Below are 20,510 nucleotides of genomic sequence, written 5' to 3'. Positions count from 1 at the left end.
AGCAATCCTGATTATGAACAGTCATTGTGAAGAGAATTAGAGTAGAGTGGATTCAAAAGTGTTGGATTTATTTTCAGGAAGTCATTGACCAATTCTTTCATTGAAAAAGACAGTTTCGTGTCTTTCTGTACGAAAGGTATTCAGGCAAGGTTGGCAAAATTTGATAGTTCACGTATTGCCTGAATGTGTTCAGTCAGTAGAGCTTTGATTTTAGAATTAAAAAATAACAGGATTGCTTTATTAAGGGGAAATCTTCTTGAAAGCGACAAATATCTTAATTTAGCCTAAGTAAGACAGATCTATCTAATTCAGCCTCTGACAACCTTGTATCGGCGAAATGCTGTATAAATAGACAAATAGCCCTGATGTGCTAAGATAAAGACATTACACACAGTGTGAACAGGAGTTGTCCAATGACAGCTTATACGATTATGAAAGCAGGCAAGGTGGAGGATGATATGATTCCAAAACTGGCGATTCACGCATTCCGTGATGCTTTTAAGCAGGCATGTGCGTCTTCAACTGTGGTGTATGTGAAAGATCAGCAACTGGTACAGCGCCAGCCGAATGGTCAGGAAAGCGTAATGAAGGATGTATCTGCGGCTTATCGTAGTGCGCAGCATCTTCCAAAAACCTTGACACGTAAAAAGAAATTACAGACCGTTCACTAATTTATGCCACAACCCCGCATCAGGATGTTTGCAGGTCCGAATGGTTCAGGAAAAAGTACCATTAAGGAATATTTGTTGCCCCATCATATTGGGGCATATTTAAATGCAGATGAACTCGAATATCAGCTTAAACACTCTGCAGTTTTGCATTTGGACCATTATCATCGGGCATTGAATGCAGCTGCTTTAATTTCCTTTCTAGAACAAAAACAACGACCGCAGGCAAATACATGGGTGCTTTTATTACGTCAGCCACCGGTGTTAATCAGTGCAAGCTGCGTACAGTTTGATCCTGCAGAAATCGATTCCTATTTATGCGCGCGTATTATTGATTATATTCGCCTGGAATTTTTACGTTTAAAGGTGAGTTTTACCTTTGAAACAGTGATGTCGCATATTTCCAAAGTGGAATTTTTACATGAGGCAAAACGCCACGGATTTAAAACCTATCTGTACTATGTTTCCACGGTTGATCCGCTGATTAATATTGCGCGGGTGCAGTATCGCGTAGAGAAGGGCGGGCATGGCGTGCCTGAACAAAAGATTAAACAGCGTTACTACCGCAGTATGGATTTATTAATGCAGGCGGTGGATGCCACAGATCGAATCTACTTTTTTGATAACTCGACGGATGGTCAAGCCGCATCTTTTCTGGCCGAGATTGAAAATGCCGAGCTGTTAAAAATAAATCCCGAGGCGCAGGTGTTGCCAGAGTGGTTTGTAGAGAAAGTTTTAAATGCTTTTGAGTAAGTCAGTTCACTTGGATGGGTACTCATCTCTATTTCTGATCAGCAGCTTTAAAACGCCAAGAAATTAAAGCCAAACTACATAATATTCTGCCGAAGTACAAAATTCCCCGAGGATATATTCGGGGGATTTGCCCAACTATCAAGATCAGCTAATTAATTCACATGATTTTTCTAGCAAACTGTTTTCCATTTACAACATGTTATTCGGATTGATGAGCGAAAACAGGCTTTATCCAAGTCCTGTTTTTAGAGATGTGCTGGCCGCGCTAAGCCTCTAGTCGCTGGAAGCTTTTTTTTTACTTCCTTTATTTTTAAGCCCTTCATTCTTATTCTTATAATCTAGAAATAGCCTAAGCAATACTCTCCTTAATCCTCAAATGACAGCGCAAAAGCCAGAATAAAGGAAAGGGGGGAGATGATTAGCTCTTTGTAAGAAAGGATAGATATTTATTGATATTTTATATATTATAAAAACATATAATGTTTTGGGTGTATGGCGATGCATGATTTCCTGATTGCGTTTTTAGGTGGTCTTTTATTAGGGGCCGCCGTGGTCGGCTATTTATATGTGAACGGACGAATCGCAGGGATTAGTGGTTTGCTGGCTCAGGTGATGCAGCCAAGCACCATCTTTAAAACACCGGCGCTGTGGTTTTTATTGGGACTGTTTGTTACGCCGTTTATTTATGGAATCTGGCAGCAGCCACAGATTGAACTTGACGCCAGACCACTCATGATGGTGGTGGCCGGTATTTTGGTTGGTTTTGGGACCCGTTTAGGTTCGGGTTGTACCAGTGGTCATGGTATTTGTGGAATCAGCCGTTTATCCAAACGTTCGATGGTAGCGACCTTGACCTTTATGCTGACGGGCGTATTGACAGTGTATGTCATCCGCCATATCACAGGAGCATTCTAAAATGAAAAATATCTGGGCGTTTCTATTTGGCGGATTATTTTCATTGGGCCTGATGATTTCGGGTATGTCCAATCCGGAAAAAGTACTAGGTTTTCTGGATATTTTTGGGGATTGGGATGCCAGTCTGGCTTTTGTGATGATGGGTGCCATCGCCGTGGCTTTTATTCCTTTTCAAAAGGCAGTACGTCAGGCCGAACCTAAGACGGTGTATCATGAGGCCATTGAGTTACCGCGGCAAAATCAGCTAGATTCTAAACTGATTATCGGCAGCGCTTTGTTTGGGATTGGCTGGGGAATTGCCGGCATTTGTCCTGCACCTAGCTTTACGTTAATTGGTTTGGGCTATTATCAGGCGCTGTACTTTATTGCTGCGATGATGTATGGCATGTATCTCCATCATCGACTTTTAGGGAAAAAATCATGACCGCTACGCCAGTTGTACAACATTTTTTTGACAAAGAGACCAATACATTCAGCTATGTAGTGACCGATCCAGCCACGCAGCAATGTGCAATTATTGATAGCGTCTTGAATTATGATGCGGCTTCAGCATCTACCTCGACTGAAGGTGCCGATGCAATTATTAGCTATATTCAGCAAAATAGCCTAAGCGTTGAATGGATTTTAGAAACCCATGTGCATGCAGATCATCTGACCGCAGCCCAGTATTTAAAAGAAAAGCTCGGTGGGAAAATTGCCATCAGCAATAAGATTATTGTAGTGCAGGATACTTTTGGCCGTATTTATAATCTGGATTTAAAGTATCTCAATGCGCATCAAGCCTTTGATTATCTGTTTGATGATCATGAGCAATTCAGTATTGGTGAATTAACGGCCTACAATATTCCAACACCAGGGCATACACCGGCCTGTTTAAGCTATGTGATTGGTGATGCAGTCTTTGTCGGCGATACCTTGTTTATGCCGGATTATGGTACTGCACGCTGCGATTTCCCGAAGGGTAGTGCAGAGCAACTGTTTGATTCTGTGCAAAAACTGTATAAGTTGCCAGCACAGACACGGGTATTTTTATGCCATGACTATCTACCTGAAGGGCGTGAGGTCTTTATACACGAAACCAGTATCCAGCAGCAAAAAGCCGAGAATATCCATATTCACGATGGTACGCAAAAAGCAGATTTTGTGGCAATGCGTAATCGCCGTGATGCCGGTTTGTCGATGCCAAAACTGATTTTGCCTGCTATTCAGATCAATATGGTGGCCGGACATTTCCCTGAACCGGAAGCCAATGGCACGCGCTATCTGAAACTGCCATTCAATTATTTCAACAAATAAAGCGGATCGGCCAATGCCTTCATGCAACTGGCCGATATTTATGAACCGATACAAAATAGCCTAAGCAAAAATACAATTTTAATAAAACACTTATCCTATAATATCGAGAAAGCCAAAACCGATGCATTCAAGGAATCAAAAATGCTGCTCAATTTCCAGACTTCACAACAACATCTATCAAGCACCGACATTCCGGTTGTTCTTATTCATGGTTTATTTGGCAGCTTGAGTAATTTAGGTATGCTGGCACGTGCGTTACAGGAACGTTATCCGGTCATTCAGATTGATGTGCGTAACCACGGAAAATCGGAACATTGCCAGAGCATGAGCTATACCGAGATGGCGCAAGATGTACTGGAAACCCTGGATGCGATTCAGGTACAGAAATTTGTGGTGATTGGCCATTCCATGGGTGGAAAAATTGCCATGCAACTGGCTGACCTTGCACCAGAGCGAGTGGAAAAACTGGTGGTGCTGGACATGACACCATTTGCCTATCAGGAAAATCATCATGATCAGGTGTTTGATGCGCTATTTGCTGTCAAAAAAGCACAAGTGGAATCACGCCAGGATGCCACCCAGATTATGCAGCAGCATTTGCGTGAAGATGCGGTGATTCAGTTTCTGATGAAATCGTTTAGTAAAGGGCAGTGGTTATTTAATGTCGATGCGCTTTATGCATCTTATTCGAAAATTTTATCTTGGCAGCCAGTTCAGGTGGATGCACCAAGTTTATTTATTCGTGGCGGTGCATCTCCGTATCTGTCTAAACCGGAACACTATGCGGCCATTGAACAGCAGTTTAGTCAGGCTAGCATTGAAACTGTTGAAAATGCGGGGCATTGGCTGCATGCAGAGAAAACTGCTGAAGTGGTCGATAAAATCCAGCAGTTTTTATCTGCATAAGCCCGGTATTGTTTTAATCAAGTGCATTGGCCATCAACTGACCTTCCGAGGTCAGCTTTTCTGCCATTTCCCGGGTTTTCTTTAAGCCTGGCATCCGGTATTCGGTATGACCATAATCTTTAATGGATTTCCAGCGGCCACCCCAGGTCAGACCAACCGACTCCGCCACTTCGCCATACAGTTCATAACCGCGCATTGCCCACGGGTCACGCTCGGAAATCACCACTTTGCCATTACGTTTAAAGGCCACATCGGCGGCTAAACCAAATTGATGGTAGCTTTGATAGCCACGGGCACGGGTGGTGTTTTTATTTTTGGACAGCGAGTTTTGTCGCTCCGGACTGCGATAACCTTCCAATAGCACCAGTTCATAGCCATGGCGTTCTTTCATGATTTTAAACACCATCAGCAGGCGTTGTTTATAACGCGGATTCATCTTATGCCACTTGCGGTCAGCGCTGACAATTGATGGATTGACATGAGAATGAGCATGTAAATCTTCTACTGCTGGATCATAACTGTGCTGATCTGCCGGCACAGCCGCCCACTGATTTTCCAGTTGCATGGCCTCAACCACGGCGGCTTCAACCAGTGCTTCTTCTACTTCAGGTGGTGGCGACAGCATTTCACCTTCAAGCAGGGCATAAACTTGAGGATCGACTTCTCTTAAGTAGTCGGCTTCAATTTTGGTGGCGCTAATCGGGCGGGTAAAGGCAAACAGAAGGATACTGGAAAACAGAAAAAATCCGGCAATCAGAATCCACCATTGCTGAATATGCCAATGGGTTTGAGTCTGTTCTGCTGCAGCCGCATGATTAAACTGTTGAGCCAGACTTTTCACCGAGCTCAACTGTTTTTTGCTGTTGGGAATAAGTGCCTGAAAACCGGATAATACCTTGGCCCGCAGTTCATAAGACAATAGCAGTGCCAAACTGCAGGCAACAAGTACAAAGGCAATAAAAATAACCGCAATCATGGATGAACAGCGGTGTCCTGCACGCTTACAGTTTCAACTTTTTCTACCGGTTTACGGGTGACCGAAATTTGGACACTGGCCTGTGGTGTTTCTTCTGGTTCTACGGCGGCCATTGGTACCACGACCGGTGCAGCCGGTTTAGCAGGAACAGCTTTGGCTGGTGCTGGAGCTGGTTTTGGTGCAGGCGGCTGTTTTGCTGTCGCCGCAGGAGCACTGGCCATGTCTTGCGGAAAGTTCGGAGCTACACGCGCTTGATTTGGCGCAGGCTGGGCAGCAACTTTTGCTGGTTGATGGGCAAAGATTTTACTTAGTTCACCATCATTGGGTTGCTGAAACTCAACCGGATGTTCAGCCTGCACATCTTCGAGCTCGTCAAAACTGCCAGAGTGATCGGTCATCTGGTTTTTTAATTCTTCCAGTTCTGCCGGCAGTTCCGATGGAGTAACCGCTGGCGCGGCCATTGCCTGAGTGGACTCTGCTAGTGTTGTCGATGGCTGGCCTGCATAAAAATAGGCATAACCGGCTAAACCGGTGACCACGACCCCCGCCACAAAACCGCCCAGACTATATAAAAGTGGCGACGGCGATTTTGGCTTGTTACTTTGTAAAATCCGTAATGAAGTTTGTTTTTCGTTTGCCATGTTTTATCTAAATTTTATGGTAAATGAATGGTGATATGCGCCTGTTCCGTGGGTGCAGTAATCACATTTTGATATTGGCTCATTGCGCTATTATTCTGGTTGGACAGCATGTAACGCAGGCCGGCAAAGGACAATAAGGCAAAAAGGGCTAAGAACAGCAAAATCCAGAAAAAAGGTAATTCACGGTGAATAATATGTTTGATCTGATCCGGTAAGGCGGCAAAAGGCGAAAACGCGGTTTTCTTGCCTTTCAGATAATCAATTTCATCGCCAACACGCGCCACAATATGGTTCAGCGCTTCCATCGACTCAATACGATATTTGCCCTGAAAGCCCAGCAGCATGCAGTAATGATAAACCTCTAAAGCCGCCAGACGTTCTTTGCCACGACTTCTGAGCTGTTCCAGCATTTCAAAAAAGCGATAGCCGGCCAGCTGCGAACCGAACAGATTGAGTTGTAGGGGATTAATCAGCCAGTGATTCTGCAAATCAAAAAATTTCGGGTCTTGCTGGGTCACGATGGTTTCATCCAGCAAGGCACAATACGCATATTTAGCATCGTGAATATCATCGGCTAAAAACTGCAGTTTTTTTGCCTGGGTTTCAAAACGGTTCAGCATATCCATGATTTTTTCACGGAATGCTTCAACATTGCCTGGCACATACTGGTTCTTGATCAGGAACACAATATAGAAACCGTCATGAAGTAAATCGACCAGATTAGAACTATTGCTGATTTTCGGGTTGACCTGTGGCGGGGTCAGACCGGTACCAATCTGACCATCATCAAATAAGGAAGGTGCATGATGTGGAGTATTCATGAAAAAATGTCCTTAACCGTTCATGACAGCAATAAGTTCAATGGAAAGATCCTGGAAGCCGGCCGGCACATAAATACAGATCGATTCCGAGTCGAGCATGCGTTGATACAGGTCATTATTCGACTCAATTTCAAAATAGCTGACCCCGGAACGTACTGGAATGGCGGTCGGCACCTGCATCAGGTGATGAATTGGGATGGCTGGTAAGGCAGCCATCACGCGCTGTTCAACATCAACCGTATTACCGACTTTAAAACGCAGTGGCACAATCTGGATCAGTTCATGCGCCTGCATCATCGAGCTGGACACGGCAATATACAGACGGGTATCGCGAGTAATCTTGTCGGATTCCAGACTGCCGACCCAATAAGACGGACGAATTTCTTTCAGGGCGATGCTGATATAACGGCTAGAAATAATGGTATCCAGCAATTCTCTGAGGATGACATCCAGCTGTTCAAAACTATCCTGTAGCTGATGATGCTTATAATGCGGCAACTGATCGACTTCATAGGCAGTCGAGAAGGTCAGCAAAGAACCGGTTAAACGCAATAATTCAAAAAATAGACGTTCCGGATGAATCTGAGGATATTGCAGAACATGACTTAAAGTCGCATGTGCAGTATTTAAGGCATTCACCAGCCAGAACGAAACAATATCGCCAGAACGGAACTCAATCAGTTTCTGTTCATTTTCCCGGTTATTGGTTTGAATGGTTTTGATTTTGGCTTTAATCACATTCAAGGTGCGGCGCAGGCTTTGCAGCAGGCTGTCACTCGATTTAATATGCAGAATTGGTGGAATAAATTTGCGTTCAAACTCGAAATGACCAGAACTGTGACGTTTGATTTTCGCCACCGGCAAATAGATAAAGCCATCCATTTCATGATTTGGTTCAAACTGGGCATCCAGCAGTTTAAATTCGGCACGGCGTTTCAGCAGGGTAATATCTGCCGGGGTAGCGTCGGTGAATAAATCATGAGTTTGAGTGAGATGTGAATGGTAACGGCCGGGTTGTGCGCCAGATTCAAACACCACATTATTTTTATTTGGCTGTACAATCGGTAGCGCTAGATAAACCAGCATTTCACCACGCAGATTCAGGTCATCCAGCTGTACCGGTTCAGGTAGTAAATCACGTGCTGGCGCCTGATAGATTTCTCCATCTTGCCACAGCATTTCAATACTTTCTAAAGCCAGCACATGGGTATTTAGCTGAGCTTCATCAAACTTTATAGATTGCACACCATAAGCAAATGGAATGGTGGAACGAACAGTATGGTTCAGGCGCTGTTCATGATAGCTGTCTTGCAACTGAAAATGTTGCGGGCGTAAAAATAAGCCTTCGCCCCAAAGAATTTTATCTGCTTTAAACATGGCACTTACCAATCACTATTTGTTTCATTAGAGCTTTGCACACCCAGTAATTCCTGAATATTTTCAAGCGGGTTGTCATTTTTAATTACCTGAGTCAGCCATTCATGCAGCGGCATCTGACTCCATTTAATGGTTTTTTGCAGCATGTAGCTGACCGGGCTATGGGGTTCATTGGCCTGAAAGTAATCGGCAATTTCCTGTAAAACCTGCATGGCCTGTTCACGGTTGGCCAGATGGTTTTGAGGTTGCGGTTGAAAACCGGTCGGTGAATTCATGATGGGCATCGCTATGGCAGGGGCTGCTGTAGTATTAATGGCATCAGCAGTCACAATGTTATTCTGTTCAGGTGCTTCAACCAGAGTCTGCGCGGCAAAGGCATCTGTTTTATATAATTTTTTAAGCGTGGAATGAATCGAATCAAGCTGTGAGTCAATGGCGGCAAAACTTGGCGCATCCAGGCCCATTAATTGATCCAGTACTTCTTTTAAACTTGACCACTGCTGCAAAATGTCCAGAAAGTGCTGGTAATTCTGGTATTGCAGCGACTTCGAGGTATTCAACAGCGCCTGATCAAACTGCTCCAGCTGTGGCGTGGCTGCTTGATCAGATGAATCTTCACTTTGCTTGCGACGCAAATTGTCCTGATACAGAAAATTGTCATAATCACGCAGGCTCAAGTGAGGTGCAGTCACAATCGGCACGGTTTTAATCAGCACCGGAATCTGGTTAATCAAACCTTGCAATAAACCAATACGCTGATCCAGATCATCATCTTCAATTTCCGGATGCAGCTGCAACCAGTATTCATTCAAGCTTCGATGGCTGAGTTGAATAGCCTGAGCAATGCCCTCAAAGCCATACAAATTGCTCCATGCTTCCAGCAGCCAGCCATATAAACGGATATCCTTGGTTTTACTTTCCAGTAATTCAGTCGATTTGCTATGTACAAAACCCCAGTCGGCCTGTTTGGGTTCGGAGACCCAATCGCCCTGATCGAGAAGCGGATCATCCTGAGTTTTGGCCTTTTTAATGGCATGAAACTCATTGGAAAAAGAATAGTCTTCTCCACAAGGCTGTTCGGCAGAAATGGGGTGTAACAATACATCGAGGTTGAGGTTCATTGCTGTTCTGAATCCTTGATTACGCTTCAGTCATCTTTGCTTTTTTACTGCTTCGTTTTTTGGCCGTTTTTTGTTCCGGATCGAGCTGATAGATGATTTCATCGTCTTTGACATCAATATGAATCAGTTGCGGAATTTTTTGCTCAGCCAGTGCCATCAGGATTTCTGTCGCCAAAGCCGGAAGCACCGAAGAATTCAGAATGTTGTCGACATTACGTGCACCACTATCGACTTCGGTACAGCGGCTCAGCAGTAATTCAATTAAATCGTCGGAATAGCTGACTTTGGTCTGGTACTGCTGTTCCAGACGCGCGGTAATTTTACCGAGTTTGTGCTGGATAATTTGCACCAGTAAATCATCATGCAATGGGTAATACGGCACAATCCGCATACGTCCTAAAAAGGCCGGTTTGAACTGCTTGTACAAACTTGGTTTCAGTTTTTCAATCAGCTGTTCTGCGCTTGGCCATTCATCTACCGGCAGCGGCAGGCAACTTTGCATGATGGCGCTGGAACCGGCGTTAGAGGTCAGCAGGATGGTAGTATTTTTAAAGTCAATCAGGCGACCTTCACCATCTTCGAGCATGCCTTTATCAAACACCTGATAGAACAGCTCCTGCACATCACTATGCGCTTTTTCAATTTCATCGAGCAGAACCACGCTATATGGATTGCGGCGCACGGCTTCCGTCAGCACACCGCCTTGACCATAACCGACATAACCTGGCGGCGCACCTTTTAAAGATGAAACCGTATGCGCTTCCTGATATTCCGACATGTTGATGGTAATCAGATGCGATTCGCCACCGTATAACTCATTGGCCAAGGCCAGGGCAGTTTCAGTTTTACCGACCCCACTTGGGCCGACCAGCAGGAACACGCCTTGCGGTTTGTTTGGGTCTTCCAGCTTGGCTTTTGAAGTTTTAATGCCTTGCACCAGTTGATGCAGGGCATAGTCTTGCCCCATAACACGCTCAGAAAGTTTATCTTCTAAGGTCAGAACCTGCTTGATTTCATCATTAATCATTTTTCCGACAGGAATACCGGTCCAGTCCGAGATAATTTCATTAATAATCTGGGCATTGACGCGTTCAAATACCAGCGGATGTTGACCTTGCAGTTGCTGCAACTGGCTGCGTAACTGCTGCATCTGGGTCTGGCTGTTTTCATCGGCTTCGGTCTGCTGTTCTAGCGTCTGAATCTGCTGAACCAGTTCCAGTTCTTGTTGCCATTGCTGTTGTGTATCGGCAATTTCCTGCTCAAGAGCAGTAATTTTCTGATTTAAACCGTCTAAACGTTCATGATGAATCGGGAAGTGTGCATGTTCTTTTTCAACAATTTCGCGTTCAAGTGTTAAATTGTGCAGCTGCGCCTGTAACTGATCGAGTTTCACCGGCTGGGCATTTTGAGTCAGCGCCACACGTGCAGCGGCGGTATCTAATACACTAATCGCTTTATCCGGGAGCTGGCGACCACTGATATAACGATGTGAGGCATGCACAGCCGTGACAATTGCTTCATCATCAATATTCAGCTTAAAGTGATTGGCCATCACCGGAATCATGGCGCGCAGCATATCAATTGCGACTTCTTCAGTTGGCTCTTCAACTTTGACCACCTGGAAACGGCGGCTGAGCGCGGCATCTTTTTCAAAATACTGTTTATATTCGGCCCAAGTGGTGGCCGCGATAGTACGTAACTCACCACGAGCCAGTGCTGGTTTCAGCAGGTTGGCGGCATCATTTTGACCGGCCTGACCACCAGCACCAATTAAGGTATGCGCTTCATCAATAAACAGGATAATCGGATGAGTCGAAGCCTGAACTTCCTGAATCACCTGTTTTAAGCGGTTTTCAAATTCACCTTTAACACTGGCACCAGCCTGTAACAGGCCCATATCCAGCACATGCAAATGCACGTTTTTCAGCGCATCCGGTACCTGGTTATTGGCAATTTTAAGTGCCAAACCTTCTACCACCGCAGTTTTTCCGACACCCGGTTCGCCCGTTAAAATCGGGTTGTTCTGACGGCGACGCATTAAAATGTCCAGCATCAGACGGATTTCAAATTCACGGCCAATCACCGGATCAATCGCGCCTGTTCTGGCTTTTTCAGTCAGGTTAATGGTGTATTGATCCAGCGCAGGCGTTTTTTTGCTGTTTGGTGCAGGCTCGATAGCTGTGACGCTTTCAGTTTCAGCCATTTCCGGAGCGTGAGCGGTTTCATTTTCGACACTTTTAACACACACATCTAAAAATTTGTGCTTCATGGTGTCAATTGGGAACAGGTCAAACAGGCTCGAAGCACGCACCGCAATCTGATAAAGATCAGGTGCGGTTAGCAAAGCAACCAGTAAATGACTGCTACGAATTTGCGGATTTTGCTCGGCCGAGGCCAATAACCAGGCTTGCTCTAACAGACGAATGATAGATTTTGCAAAGATAGGTGTACGAGAATTACCCTTTGGCAGGTGACTGACACTTTCTTTTAAATCATGAATGAGGTCATCTTTTAAAATTTTATATTTATCGAGAAGGAGACTCAGGTCATTTTTATGGTCTTGGGTTAATAATTCTAGGAAAAAGTGTTCTATTTCAATTTCGTAGTTCTGCTGATTAATACAGGCATTGGCAGACTTTTCTAAGGCTGTTCTGGCATGACTTGATAGTTTATTAATCAAAATTTTTAAATTATTCATAACACGCTCTAGTTATAATTCCAGTCCAAATGGGTTAAAGTAGCGACCATGGGCTGAACATCGTTTTCAGTAAATAAAATAAATTTTACTTACATATCAATAATTTGTATTGATATAAATATTAGGGTTGTAGTATTCTACCTAAAATTTTTTCAAAAATGAAAACAAATAAGACAAAAATAATTTTACCGGAAACAAAAATATGACAATTATTGTCGATAGTTGGCAGAATTTGTCTTGACGCCAGAAGTTTATTTTTTGTTAAATTTGCGCGATGTTTTTTTTGATAAAAATTGTTCGTGTTCAGTTTTCAAATACACCCATTCACTATAAATGAATTTAGAAATTAGAGGCTCGTTTTGAAAAAAAGTATTCTTCTTTTTCCCCTAATGGCGACACTTTGTGCCACCCCAATTGCTTATGCAGATGAGCAGATTGAGCTAAAACGAGGCTGTATCAAGGATTATCCGCTGGTTAAGGGAGAAACTGATCAGGCATTGTTGGGGATTTATCAGCAAGTGTGTGCCAAAGAAAATAAAAAAAATCAAGAGGTGAAACAAGAACTGCAAGTTCAAGCCGCAAAACGTTTTCAGGAACTTGGTAAAAATATGAAGACCCTGCAGCTGGTAGAACAGCTGGAAAACCAGGGCGTACGCCATCCAGACCTGACTGATGCGCACTTTTTAGCAGGCGTTTCGATTGCCAAAAATGCCTTAAACTATATGCGTACCGAGCAAATGCGCTTTTTATCTGACGAAGTGACCTATCCAGCGGCCAAGGAATTATCGGATACTATCCGCGCTTCAGTGCCTGCTCCGGATACCAGTTCTGCCAAGGCCATTACCAATGCATCACTTGCCAAAAAAGCTGCAGCCCAACGTGCTGCAGCACGTAAAGCAAGCAGTAATGCAAGTCGTGCTAAAACCACACGTACCGCATCGACCAAGGCAGCAACTGCAACAAGAACAACTGCTCCGGCAGCAAAACCAGCGGCTTCAAATAATCCATTTGAATCGCTACGAAAATAATAAAACAGGATCACTGTATTATGGCTAAACGTGAAAGTGTACAAAAGAAACTTCAGCGCATTCGTCCTCCACGTGTTCAACTGACTTATGATGTTGAAGTGGGTGATGGCAAAGAAGTGAAAGAATTGCCTTTTGTGGTGGGGGTGTTGGGGGATTTCTCTGCTGCTTCTGAACTGGAAAAGACCAAATTAAAAGATAAAAAATTCATTAATGTTGACCTGGATAACATTGATGAGGTGATGGAATCTTTGGCGCCACGCGCAGCATTCGATGTGGAAAATACCTTAACTGAAGAGGGCGGTCGCATGTCGGTGGATCTGACCTTCACTTCCATGGAAGATTTCCGTCCGGAAAGCGTGGTGCAACAGGTTGATCCGCTGCGTAAACTGGTCGAAGCACGTGAGCGTTTAACCGATTTGCGTAACAAGATTTCCAATAGCGAACGTCTGGAAGATCTGCTGGATGAAGTATTAAAAAATACCGACCAGATTCGTAAATTAAGCGCGGAGGCCGATCATGACTAATGCTCAGGCCGTTCAGGCGCAAACCCAGACTGCAGAAGAACTGACTTTGCTGGACTCGATTGTCGAGCAAAGCCGGATTGCCCGCAATGAAGAAGAACATGACCGTGCCAAAAGCCTGATTGGTGAACTGGCCAAAGAAGTCATGGCCGGGACAATTACTGTTTCTGAAAACATGACTTTGTCGATTGACAAACGTATCGCTGAAATTGATGCGCTGATTTCTGCCCAGCTCAGCAAAATCATGCATCATGAGCAGTTCCAGAAAATTGAATCGACCTGGCGCGGTTTATATTATTTCTGTCAGGAAACACCGTCGAATCCGCTGATTAAAATCCGCATGCTGAATACGACCAAAAAAGAACTGGTCAAAGATTTCCAGGGCGCGACTGATTTTGATCAGAGTACCTTGTTCAAGAAAATCTATGAAGAAGAGTATGGTTCATTTGGTGGTGCACCGTATGCGACTTTAATTGGTGACTTCGAGTTTGACCGTACGCCTTCAGATATGTATCTGCTGGAGCAGATTTCGCACGTGGCTGCGGCATCGCATGCACCATTTATTTCTGCGGCAAGTCCGAGCATTCTGGGGCTGGAATCGTTTACCGATATTGACCGTCCACGTGATGTATCCAAGATTTTCGAAACTGCAGAATATGTACAGTGGCGTTCATTTCGTGACAGCGAAGATTCACGTTATGTCGCATTGACCATGCCGCGTGTATTGGGCCGTTTACCGTTCCATCCGAAAGATGGTGCAGCCACTGAAGGCTTTAACTTTATTGAAGAAGTGTCGGGCCAAAACCATGATGAATATTTATGGATGAATGCGGCGTATGCCTTTGGTACCCGTTTAACCAATGCCTTTGATATGCATGGCTGGTGTGCGGCAATTCGTGGCGTTGAAGGTGGCGGTCTGGTCGAAGGCCTGCCGGTCCATACCTTTAAAACCAGCGATGGCGAAGTGGTCTTCAAGTGTCCAACTGAAATTGCCATTACTGACCGTCGTGAAAAAGAATTAAGCGATTTAGGCTTCATTCCACTGGTACATTGTAAAAATACTGACTACGCGGCGTTCTTTGGTGCGCAATCTGCACAAAAACCGAAGAAATACGACAGCGATAGCGCCAATGCCAACTCGGCCTTATCTAGCCAGATTCAATATATTATGGCGGTTTCGCGTATTGCCCATTATTTAAAAGCCATGATGCGCGACAAGGTCGGCAGCTTTGCCTCTGCTGGCAATGTTGAAGCCTTTTTAAATGACTGGTTATCGCAATACGTCTTGCTTGACGACGGTGCCTCTCAGGAAGCGAAAGCACAATATCCGCTTCGTGAAGCATCGGTAAAGGTTGTAGAAAATCCTGCTCAGCCGGGACACTACAAGTCTGTGGTTTTCTTAAGACCGCATTTCCAGTTGGACGAGTTGTCGGTTTCTTTGCGACTTGTTACTGAGTTACCTCAGTCCTCAAATTGAGGCAACTTATAATAACTTTTAACTAAAACAGGAAAATTTATAAAATGAAAGATATCTACGTACAGTTTCGAGGGAAGTATAAAGTTGATGGCGAATCGCGTGACGCAGAGCACAAAGATTGGCTAGAAGTAAATTCTTGGGCGCACAATATCCGTCAGCCTAAATCAGCGACTTCTTCAAGTGTAGGTGGTCATACTGCTGAGCGTGTAGAACACTCAGACATGGTTTTTGTTAAAGATTTGGATGCAACCAGTCCAAAACTTTGGGAAGCATGTTCTGCGGGTTATACTTTCGATGAAGTACAGATCGATTTCTATCGTGCTAACGGTGACAAGCGTATCAAGTACCTGCAAATCAAACTGAAACATGTACTGGTTTCAAGCGTAACGCCAACTGTGAATGAAGAAGGTGTTCCAACTGAATCATTCGGTTTGAAATATGCCGCAGTCGAGTGGACTTATAACCAGCAAGACATTAACGGTACCCAAAAAGGTGCAGTTACTAAAAAATGGTCACTTTCAAATAACACAGCATCTTACGCTGCTTAATTTGTATGACCACGGGAGGCTGGCGCTATGCCAGCCTCTACCTGATTTTATGCTTAATTAGTAATACATGAATTTAGACCAGCTTTATCCGTACGGTTTTAGAACTACATTATTTGACCGGCTTTTAACTACAGAAGATTATCATTTAAAGGGGTTGTCATTACAGGAACTTCGCGAATCTGTCGCTGCAGATCTGGAAGACCTGCTCAATAGCCGCATGGCATCTTTGCATGAACAGATTGATGATTTTCCACTGGTTAAAAAGTCCATTATGCAGTTTGGGATTATTGATTTTGTCGGCTTATCGACCGCTAATCCAAGTGACCGCGATAAAATCTGCCAGTCTATTGCACAATCCATCGCGGCACATGAACCGCGTTTAAGACAGATTAAAGTTGAAATGTTATTAGATGAACAGGATATGGGGGCTTTGTGCTTGAGTATTCAGGCCTATATCAATATTCATCCTTTATATGAACCTGTGATTTTTGATGCTTTATTAAAACCAACAACACAACAATATGTTATTTCGGCACGTGCATAAGTGGGATTCCTGTGATTGAAGACTTGTTACCTTATTACGAAAAACAGCTGCAAGAATTCGGCCAGCAATCTCGTGAATTTTCCCAAAAATATCCTAAAATTGCCCAGCGTCTGTCTTTAAATCAGGAACAGATTGATGACCCGCATATCGAGCGTTTAATTCAGGCATTTTCACTAATAGCCGCACGTATTGATAAAAAACTGGCAGACAGCTACGACATTTTTACCCGTGCCTTGTTTGAGGTCATGTTTCCACAGTACCTAAAGCCTTTTCCGGCCTGTTCTGTGGTCAGCTTTGAAGATCTCAATAAAATTAAACAGCTGACCGAAGCACATACAATTCCCAAAGGCACGGCGTTAAAATCCAGGAGTTTCAAAGGCGTTCAGTGCGAGTTTTCAAGCACACACAGCGTGAATTTATTGCCAATTCAGCTCAACAAGCTGGAATTCAAGAGCAATCCGAGTGCGCATATGCACTTGAACCAGAACGCAACCTTAAGTCTGAGTTTTGAAATTTTTAATCAGGCACACACATTGCTGCAACAACAGCAGTTGCCAATTTATCTTGATGCGATTTCCAATTTTCCACTCCAGGTACTCGATGGTATTTTCAGTCCCAGTACCGGATTTTCGCTAAAAATTGGCCAGCGCCAAATTCAGATTGCTAATCCATTTCAGCTGATGGGTATGCATGAGCAGGAGAGTGTACTGCCGCTAGATGAGCATACCCATCATGCCTACCGGTTATTGCTGGAATATTTCTGCTTTCCGGAAAAGTTTAATTTCCTGAGTCTGAATCTGGATTTTCTGCATTATTTCGAAGATCAGAGCCAGTTTGAATTGCTGATTCATCTGAAACTGAATCTGAATGATCAGATGGTGATTCGCAATTATTCCGAACTGAACGTGGCTAACTTTAAATTATTTGCCACACCGGTGGTGAACCTGTTTGAGAAGCAGGCCGAACCGCAAAAAATTGATCACAAGCAGCTGGAATATCCACTGGTGACCGATGCGCATCATCCTGAGTTTTATCAGATGTATAGCATTCAGGAAATGAACATGATCCGGGAAAAAACCAATCAGGATCAGGTGGTTTTTCCGGTTTATCCATTTTTTGCCATGAGTCATTATCGGCATGAAGATATTCAGTTTTATTACGCCCTAAATGCCAAGCAGCTGCATAACCGTTTTGTGGAAACGGGCTACAGTGTATTGTCAAAGCAATTACAACCGCAGCACACTAAGTCGGATTTCATCAGCGCCAAACTGCTTTGCTCTAACCGTGACTTGCCACATGAGGCTTTAAGCCAAGCCAATAATATTTTAAATCTGAATGACAGCAGTCTGGCACGGCGCGCTCTGGTACTGAAGCGTCCGAATAAGCCGTATTATTTTGAGCAGAATAAAATGGAACAATGGCGGGTGATCTCGCATTTATCCTTAAACACCTTGTCTTTGATGAAAGGCGATGCGATCAGTCATATCAAAGAGCTGCTTGAACTTTATAACCTACCAAAATCTAAAGAAAATCATTTAATTATTGACTCAATTAAAGCGGTCGAGTTTTCGTTAACCCAGAAAATGGTCGAAGCTAAACCCTTTCCTTTATTTGTCCGTGGTCTGAAAGTGCATCTGGATATTGATCCACAGGTATTTCGTGGCCATAGCCTTTATATTTTCAGTACCTTGCTCAGTCATATCTTTAACTTAAAAGTTCAGATGAACAGCTTTGTGGATGTGGTGGTGCGTGATGCCAACAGCTTACAGGAGTTATACCAATGCGTGCAGAACGTTGGTGGCAAGAAACTTCTGTAATTGCAGATCTGGTTGAACAGCCGACGGCGTATGAGTTTATTCAGGCCACGCGGCTGCTGCGTCATGCACCTGAACAGGCCGTACAGGCCGACTGGAAAAAGGGCTTTCAGTTTCAGACCTCGCTCAATCTGAATTTTCCGGCGGCAGAAATTGAAACGTTGGCGGTTGAAGATGATCAGATTCAGCTGACCAATTTAATGGTGGGACTTACCGGCATTCAGGGGGCCTTACCGTATACCTATACCCAGCGCGTCCGCCAGAGTCCACGTATCCAGCGTGAAGAAACCGTGCAGTTCCTCAGTTTGTTTAATAACAAACTGACCGGACAATATATTGAAGCCAGCTTGGCTTATAATTTGCCGGTACGTTATGAGGTCGAACACGACAATCATTATCTGGATATTCTGCATGCGCTCAATGGTTACATCCGTTCACAACATGAACAGGATGAAATGGACCATTATTTTGCAGAATTTTCAGGCCTGATGCAGGGCCAGAACAACACTGCACATGCCTTAAAAACCGTGCTGAACTGTATTTTTAAAACCGATTTTACTGTGCATGAATTTATTGAAGAAAAATTCAAACTGAATGATGCGCATAAAACCTGTTTAGGTGGCAGCAATCCGGCCTTGCTTGGAGTAAATACCTTTTGTGGGGAAACCATCCGCCAGATTGATGGCAAGATTGAAATTGAAGTTGGGCCTTTAAACCGGCAGCAATATCAGGAATTTTTACCGGGACAGCCAGCCAGTACAAAACTGAAAAAACTCTTACAGACCTGGTGCAGTCCGACCTTAATGGTCGACTTGCGTTTGGTGCTGAGCAAAGAAGACATCCAGCCTTTATGTCTGAACTCCAGTCATCGCGCAGGGCTCGGGCAAGGGGCTTTTTTAATGCCACAGGCATGGGCAGATAATCGTGATAGCTGTTATCCGCTGTTGGGGGATCAAAGATGATCAAGTGGATCATTGGCACTTTTGTCAGTATTTTTATTCTGGTCAGCACCGCCATTATCTTTTACTGGCGCGATATTCAGCATGATCCCGATACGGCAGATATGCTGGCATTTTTTGTATTTTTACCTTTGGCGATTACGCTGCTGCTGACGTCACCTTTCATCATTTATAGCGCAGTCCAGCGTTATAAAAAACGTCAGGAAGAACAAAAACAGCAGCAGGAGCAGGCAGCACTTGCCCAGCAGCAGACTCCTGAAGAAAAAGCGGAGCCGGTCAGAACGGTGGCGCTGAACCTGTACAGTGGTTATAGCCAGCATGCTTTTGGTGAAAATGAACAGATTGTCGAGGAATTAAAAAATTTCACTAGTCCGGAGCTGGATCATCAGCTGTTAAATGCCTACGGCTTGCCAATTTTGTCTTATCGCATTAAAGACCTGGATGATGAAATTGAGCTGGATGACGATGCAGATGAATATAGCGTCGACAGCCAGCGCAGTTTACGCATACGCCGGCTGGTCCAGCAGCAGCTGGTTCAGCACAGCGATGTACTGATGCAAATTGCCGAACATTTAAAACAGTCGGCACTGTTTTATGACAGCGAGCTGGCCTATCAGTACCGTATGCATCCGGGCTGGATTGATCCCAACCATCAGGAAGATGAAAGCCTTGAACCTGAGCCGGTGCAACCTGTTATGCGTTTAAACCGGATTAATATTCATGTGGTGCTGGCAGAAGATTTGCTGCATTTATGGAATGAAATAGACAGCCAGCAGATGATCATGGAATTTATCCAAGATTTTCAGGTAATTCCGGAGCAGATTCATATCGAGCATCATTATTGGGGCAGTAAAAATGCCTATCAGGACTGGTTTGAATTGCTGGAACAGACCGCAGCACAAACCGAAGAAGTATCGCTAATAGTGCTGGTCGATTCTGAAATTGATCAGGACGTGATTGATGAAAAAACCTGGCTGACCGACCATTATTTACCGGCCGAATTTGTCTCTAGCTGTATTGTGGCTTCCACCGCGGTGCAGATTAACCAGCTGGAACCATTCAAAATGCTGCAGCTGGTGTTGAATGAAAAAAATATTGCCCATTACCTGCAGCAGCATCAGATGACAGAACTGGCGCAATTCGATCAGGAACAGCCTTTTGTGCTGATGCCGGATGATCCGACCCAGATTAAAGTCGTGAAGCAGATTGAACAGAGTTTTGCTGAGTCTCAAATCGAAACTCATCATTTTTTATATACAAAACAAAGTATTGGTCATACCCAACACTTGTCGAAAGTGTTTTCTTTCATGTTGGGCATGCATCTTCCAGAGGGAATTATTTCCATGATTTACAGTACCGAACATCCGGCCACCCACGTACTTTTTATGCCGGTTTCCCATGAAACCCCACAGGGCTGATGTTGCAGTATCGCGCGAATTTTAGAACA

The 20,510-nt window shown here is 44.2% G+C and carries 20 protein-coding genes; 14 read left to right on the top strand and 6 right to left on the bottom strand.

The window, feature by feature from the left end; translation table 11 throughout:
• Positions 1–413: 413 nt before the first annotated feature.
• The 6 genes from FTU55_RS00695 to FTU55_RS00670 all read left to right on the top strand — a co-directional run bounded on the left by FTU55_RS00695 (position 414) and on the right by FTU55_RS00670 (position 4,538).
• On the top strand, positions 414–671 hold the full coding sequence (locus tag FTU55_RS00695) for a hypothetical protein (RefSeq protein ID WP_005177774.1): 258 nt from the start codon (positions 414–416) through the stop codon (positions 669–671).
• 3 nt (positions 672–674) lie between these two features.
• Positions 675–1,421 carry a zeta toxin gene (locus FTU55_RS00690; RefSeq protein ID WP_180045855.1) on the top strand — a complete coding sequence of 249 codons (747 nt, stop codon included), beginning with the start codon at positions 675–677 and terminating at the stop codon, positions 1,419–1,421.
• Between the two features lie 498 nt (positions 1,422–1,919).
• A complete protein-coding gene (locus FTU55_RS00685; RefSeq protein ID WP_016658158.1) occupies positions 1,920–2,336 on the top strand; it encodes a YeeE/YedE family protein in 417 nt (138 codons plus the stop codon).
• Between the two features lies 1 nt (position 2,337).
• Entirely contained in the window at positions 2,338–2,760 is a 423-nt protein-coding gene (locus FTU55_RS00680) for a DUF6691 family protein (protein ID WP_005177782.1), read from the top strand.
• On the top strand, positions 2,757–3,632 hold the full coding sequence (locus FTU55_RS00675) for an MBL fold metallo-hydrolase (protein WP_180045853.1): 876 nt from the start codon (positions 2,757–2,759) through the stop codon (positions 3,630–3,632). The genes FTU55_RS00680 and FTU55_RS00675 overlap by 4 nt, the downstream gene beginning before the upstream one ends.
• A 141-nt stretch (positions 3,633–3,773) precedes the next feature.
• Positions 3,774–4,538, top strand: coding sequence for an alpha/beta fold hydrolase (locus tag FTU55_RS00670; protein WP_180045851.1), 765 nt, complete (start codon positions 3,774–3,776; stop codon positions 4,536–4,538).
• A 13-nt stretch (positions 4,539–4,551) separates the two neighbouring features.
• Here FTU55_RS00670 and FTU55_RS00665 read toward each other — a convergent pair whose 3' ends face one another.
• Genes FTU55_RS00665 through tssH form a run of 6 tightly spaced genes read right to left on the bottom strand, consistent with a single transcriptional unit; the run spans position 4,552 to position 12,172 of the window.
• The gene (locus FTU55_RS00665; protein WP_168384110.1) at positions 4,552–5,514 is read right to left on the bottom strand and encodes a M15 family metallopeptidase; all 963 of its coding nucleotides are present in this window, start codon (positions 5,512–5,514) and stop codon (positions 4,552–4,554) included.
• A complete protein-coding gene (locus tag FTU55_RS00660; RefSeq protein WP_180045849.1) occupies positions 5,511–6,155 on the bottom strand; it encodes a hypothetical protein in 645 nt (214 codons plus the stop codon). The genes FTU55_RS00665 and FTU55_RS00660 overlap by 4 nt, the downstream gene beginning before the upstream one ends.
• Positions 6,156–6,169: 14 nt before the next feature.
• Complete coding sequence (gene icmH / locus FTU55_RS00655; protein WP_180045847.1) at positions 6,170–6,976, bottom strand: type IVB secretion system protein IcmH/DotU; 807 nt, start codon at positions 6,974–6,976, stop codon at positions 6,170–6,172.
• A 12-nt stretch (positions 6,977–6,988) separates the two neighbouring features.
• On the bottom strand, positions 6,989–8,353 hold the full coding sequence (gene tssK, locus FTU55_RS00650; protein ID WP_180045845.1) for a type VI secretion system baseplate subunit TssK: 1,365 nt from the start codon (positions 8,351–8,353) through the stop codon (positions 6,989–6,991).
• A 5-nt stretch (positions 8,354–8,358) separates the two neighbouring features.
• The gene (gene tssA / locus FTU55_RS00645; RefSeq protein ID WP_104484624.1) at positions 8,359–9,474 is read right to left on the bottom strand and encodes a type VI secretion system protein TssA; all 1,116 of its coding nucleotides are present in this window, start codon (positions 9,472–9,474) and stop codon (positions 8,359–8,361) included.
• Between the two features lie 19 nt (positions 9,475–9,493).
• Positions 9,494–12,172, bottom strand: a complete 2,679-nt coding sequence (gene tssH, locus FTU55_RS00640) for a type VI secretion system ATPase TssH (protein WP_180045843.1) — start codon at positions 12,170–12,172, stop codon at positions 9,494–9,496.
• A 389-nt stretch (positions 12,173–12,561) separates the two neighbouring features.
• Here tssH and FTU55_RS00635 point away from each other — a divergent pair, with 389 nt between their 5' ends.
• From FTU55_RS00635 to FTU55_RS00600, 8 genes are all read left to right on the top strand, one after another.
• Entirely contained in the window at positions 12,562–13,200 is a 639-nt protein-coding gene (locus tag FTU55_RS00635) for a hypothetical protein (protein WP_104483770.1), read from the top strand.
• Between the two features lie 20 nt (positions 13,201–13,220).
• Positions 13,221–13,724, top strand: coding sequence for a type VI secretion system contractile sheath small subunit (gene tssB / locus FTU55_RS00630; protein WP_045795670.1), 504 nt, complete (start codon positions 13,221–13,223; stop codon positions 13,722–13,724).
• Complete coding sequence (tssC, locus tag FTU55_RS00625) at positions 13,717–15,198, top strand: type VI secretion system contractile sheath large subunit (RefSeq protein WP_005177804.1); 1,482 nt, start codon at positions 13,717–13,719, stop codon at positions 15,196–15,198. The genes tssB and tssC overlap by 8 nt, the downstream gene beginning before the upstream one ends.
• A 44-nt stretch (positions 15,199–15,242) precedes the next feature.
• Positions 15,243–15,746: a type VI secretion system tube protein Hcp gene (locus FTU55_RS00620; RefSeq protein ID WP_005177807.1), complete on the top strand. Its 504-nt coding sequence runs from the start codon at positions 15,243–15,245 to the stop codon at positions 15,744–15,746.
• Between the two features lie 67 nt (positions 15,747–15,813).
• Positions 15,814–16,290 carry a type VI secretion system baseplate subunit TssE gene (gene tssE, locus FTU55_RS00615; RefSeq protein WP_045795669.1) on the top strand — a complete coding sequence of 159 codons (477 nt, stop codon included), beginning with the start codon at positions 15,814–15,816 and terminating at the stop codon, positions 16,288–16,290.
• A gap of 11 nt (positions 16,291–16,301) precedes the next feature.
• Positions 16,302–18,107 carry a type VI secretion system baseplate subunit TssF gene (gene tssF, locus FTU55_RS00610; RefSeq protein WP_075175233.1) on the top strand — a complete coding sequence of 602 codons (1,806 nt, stop codon included), beginning with the start codon at positions 16,302–16,304 and terminating at the stop codon, positions 18,105–18,107.
• Positions 18,071–19,066 (top strand): type VI secretion system baseplate subunit TssG, encoded by a 996-nt coding sequence (gene tssG / locus FTU55_RS00605; protein ID WP_168383077.1) that lies wholly within the window; start codon positions 18,071–18,073, stop codon positions 19,064–19,066. Before tssF ends, tssG begins: the two co-directional genes overlap by 37 nt.
• Complete coding sequence (locus FTU55_RS00600) at positions 19,063–20,481, top strand: hypothetical protein (RefSeq protein WP_180045841.1); 1,419 nt, start codon at positions 19,063–19,065, stop codon at positions 20,479–20,481. The genes tssG and FTU55_RS00600 overlap by 4 nt, the downstream gene beginning before the upstream one ends.
• The last annotated feature ends 29 nt before the right edge of the window (positions 20,482–20,510 follow it).

The sequence above is a fragment of the Acinetobacter sp. YH12117 genome, assembly GCF_013418865.1.
GTDB lineage: Bacteria > Pseudomonadota > Gammaproteobacteria > Pseudomonadales > Moraxellaceae > Acinetobacter > Acinetobacter indicus.
Note: the sequence above shows the minus strand (reverse complement) of the source record. Positions and strands in the feature narration are given on the sequence as shown.

What these genes read in the sequence shown, in the direction of transcription:
- FTU55_RS00600 (WP_180045841.1), top strand. Translation starts at nt 19,063, where the DNA reads ATGATCAAGTGGATCATTGGCACTTTTGTCAGTATTTTTATTCTGGTC.
- FTU55_RS00660 (WP_180045849.1), bottom strand. Translation starts at nt 6,155, where the DNA reads ATGGCAAACGAAAAACAAACTTCATTACGGATTTTACAAAGTAACAAG.
- icmH (WP_180045847.1), bottom strand. Translation starts at nt 6,976, where the DNA reads ATGAATACTCCACATCATGCACCTTCCTTATTTGATGATGGTCAGATT.
- FTU55_RS00690 (WP_180045855.1), top strand. Translation starts at nt 675, where the DNA reads ATGCCACAACCCCGCATCAGGATGTTTGCAGGTCCGAATGGTTCAGGA.
- FTU55_RS00635 (WP_104483770.1), top strand. Translation starts at nt 12,562, where the DNA reads ATGGCGACACTTTGTGCCACCCCAATTGCTTATGCAGATGAGCAGATT.
- tssC (WP_005177804.1), top strand. Translation starts at nt 13,717, where the DNA reads ATGACTAATGCTCAGGCCGTTCAGGCGCAAACCCAGACTGCAGAAGAA.
- FTU55_RS00685 (WP_016658158.1), top strand. Translation starts at nt 1,920, where the DNA reads ATGCATGATTTCCTGATTGCGTTTTTAGGTGGTCTTTTATTAGGGGCC.
- tssH (WP_180045843.1), bottom strand. Translation starts at nt 12,172, where the DNA reads ATGAATAATTTAAAAATTTTGATTAATAAACTATCAAGTCATGCCAGA.
- FTU55_RS00680 (WP_005177782.1), top strand. Translation starts at nt 2,338, where the DNA reads ATGAAAAATATCTGGGCGTTTCTATTTGGCGGATTATTTTCATTGGGC.
- FTU55_RS00620 (WP_005177807.1), top strand. Translation starts at nt 15,243, where the DNA reads ATGAAAGATATCTACGTACAGTTTCGAGGGAAGTATAAAGTTGATGGC.
- FTU55_RS00665 (WP_168384110.1), bottom strand. Translation starts at nt 5,514, where the DNA reads ATGATTGCGGTTATTTTTATTGCCTTTGTACTTGTTGCCTGCAGTTTG.
- tssB (WP_045795670.1), top strand. Translation starts at nt 13,221, where the DNA reads ATGGCTAAACGTGAAAGTGTACAAAAGAAACTTCAGCGCATTCGTCCT.
- FTU55_RS00675 (WP_180045853.1), top strand. Translation starts at nt 2,757, where the DNA reads ATGACCGCTACGCCAGTTGTACAACATTTTTTTGACAAAGAGACCAAT.
- tssE (WP_045795669.1), top strand. Translation starts at nt 15,814, where the DNA reads ATGAATTTAGACCAGCTTTATCCGTACGGTTTTAGAACTACATTATTT.
- tssG (WP_168383077.1), top strand. Translation starts at nt 18,071, where the DNA reads ATGCGTGCAGAACGTTGGTGGCAAGAAACTTCTGTAATTGCAGATCTG.
- FTU55_RS00670 (WP_180045851.1), top strand. Translation starts at nt 3,774, where the DNA reads ATGCTGCTCAATTTCCAGACTTCACAACAACATCTATCAAGCACCGAC.
- tssA (WP_104484624.1), bottom strand. Translation starts at nt 9,474, where the DNA reads ATGAACCTCAACCTCGATGTATTGTTACACCCCATTTCTGCCGAACAG.
- FTU55_RS00695 (WP_005177774.1), top strand. Translation starts at nt 414, where the DNA reads ATGACAGCTTATACGATTATGAAAGCAGGCAAGGTGGAGGATGATATG.
- tssK (WP_180045845.1), bottom strand. Translation starts at nt 8,353, where the DNA reads ATGTTTAAAGCAGATAAAATTCTTTGGGGCGAAGGCTTATTTTTACGC.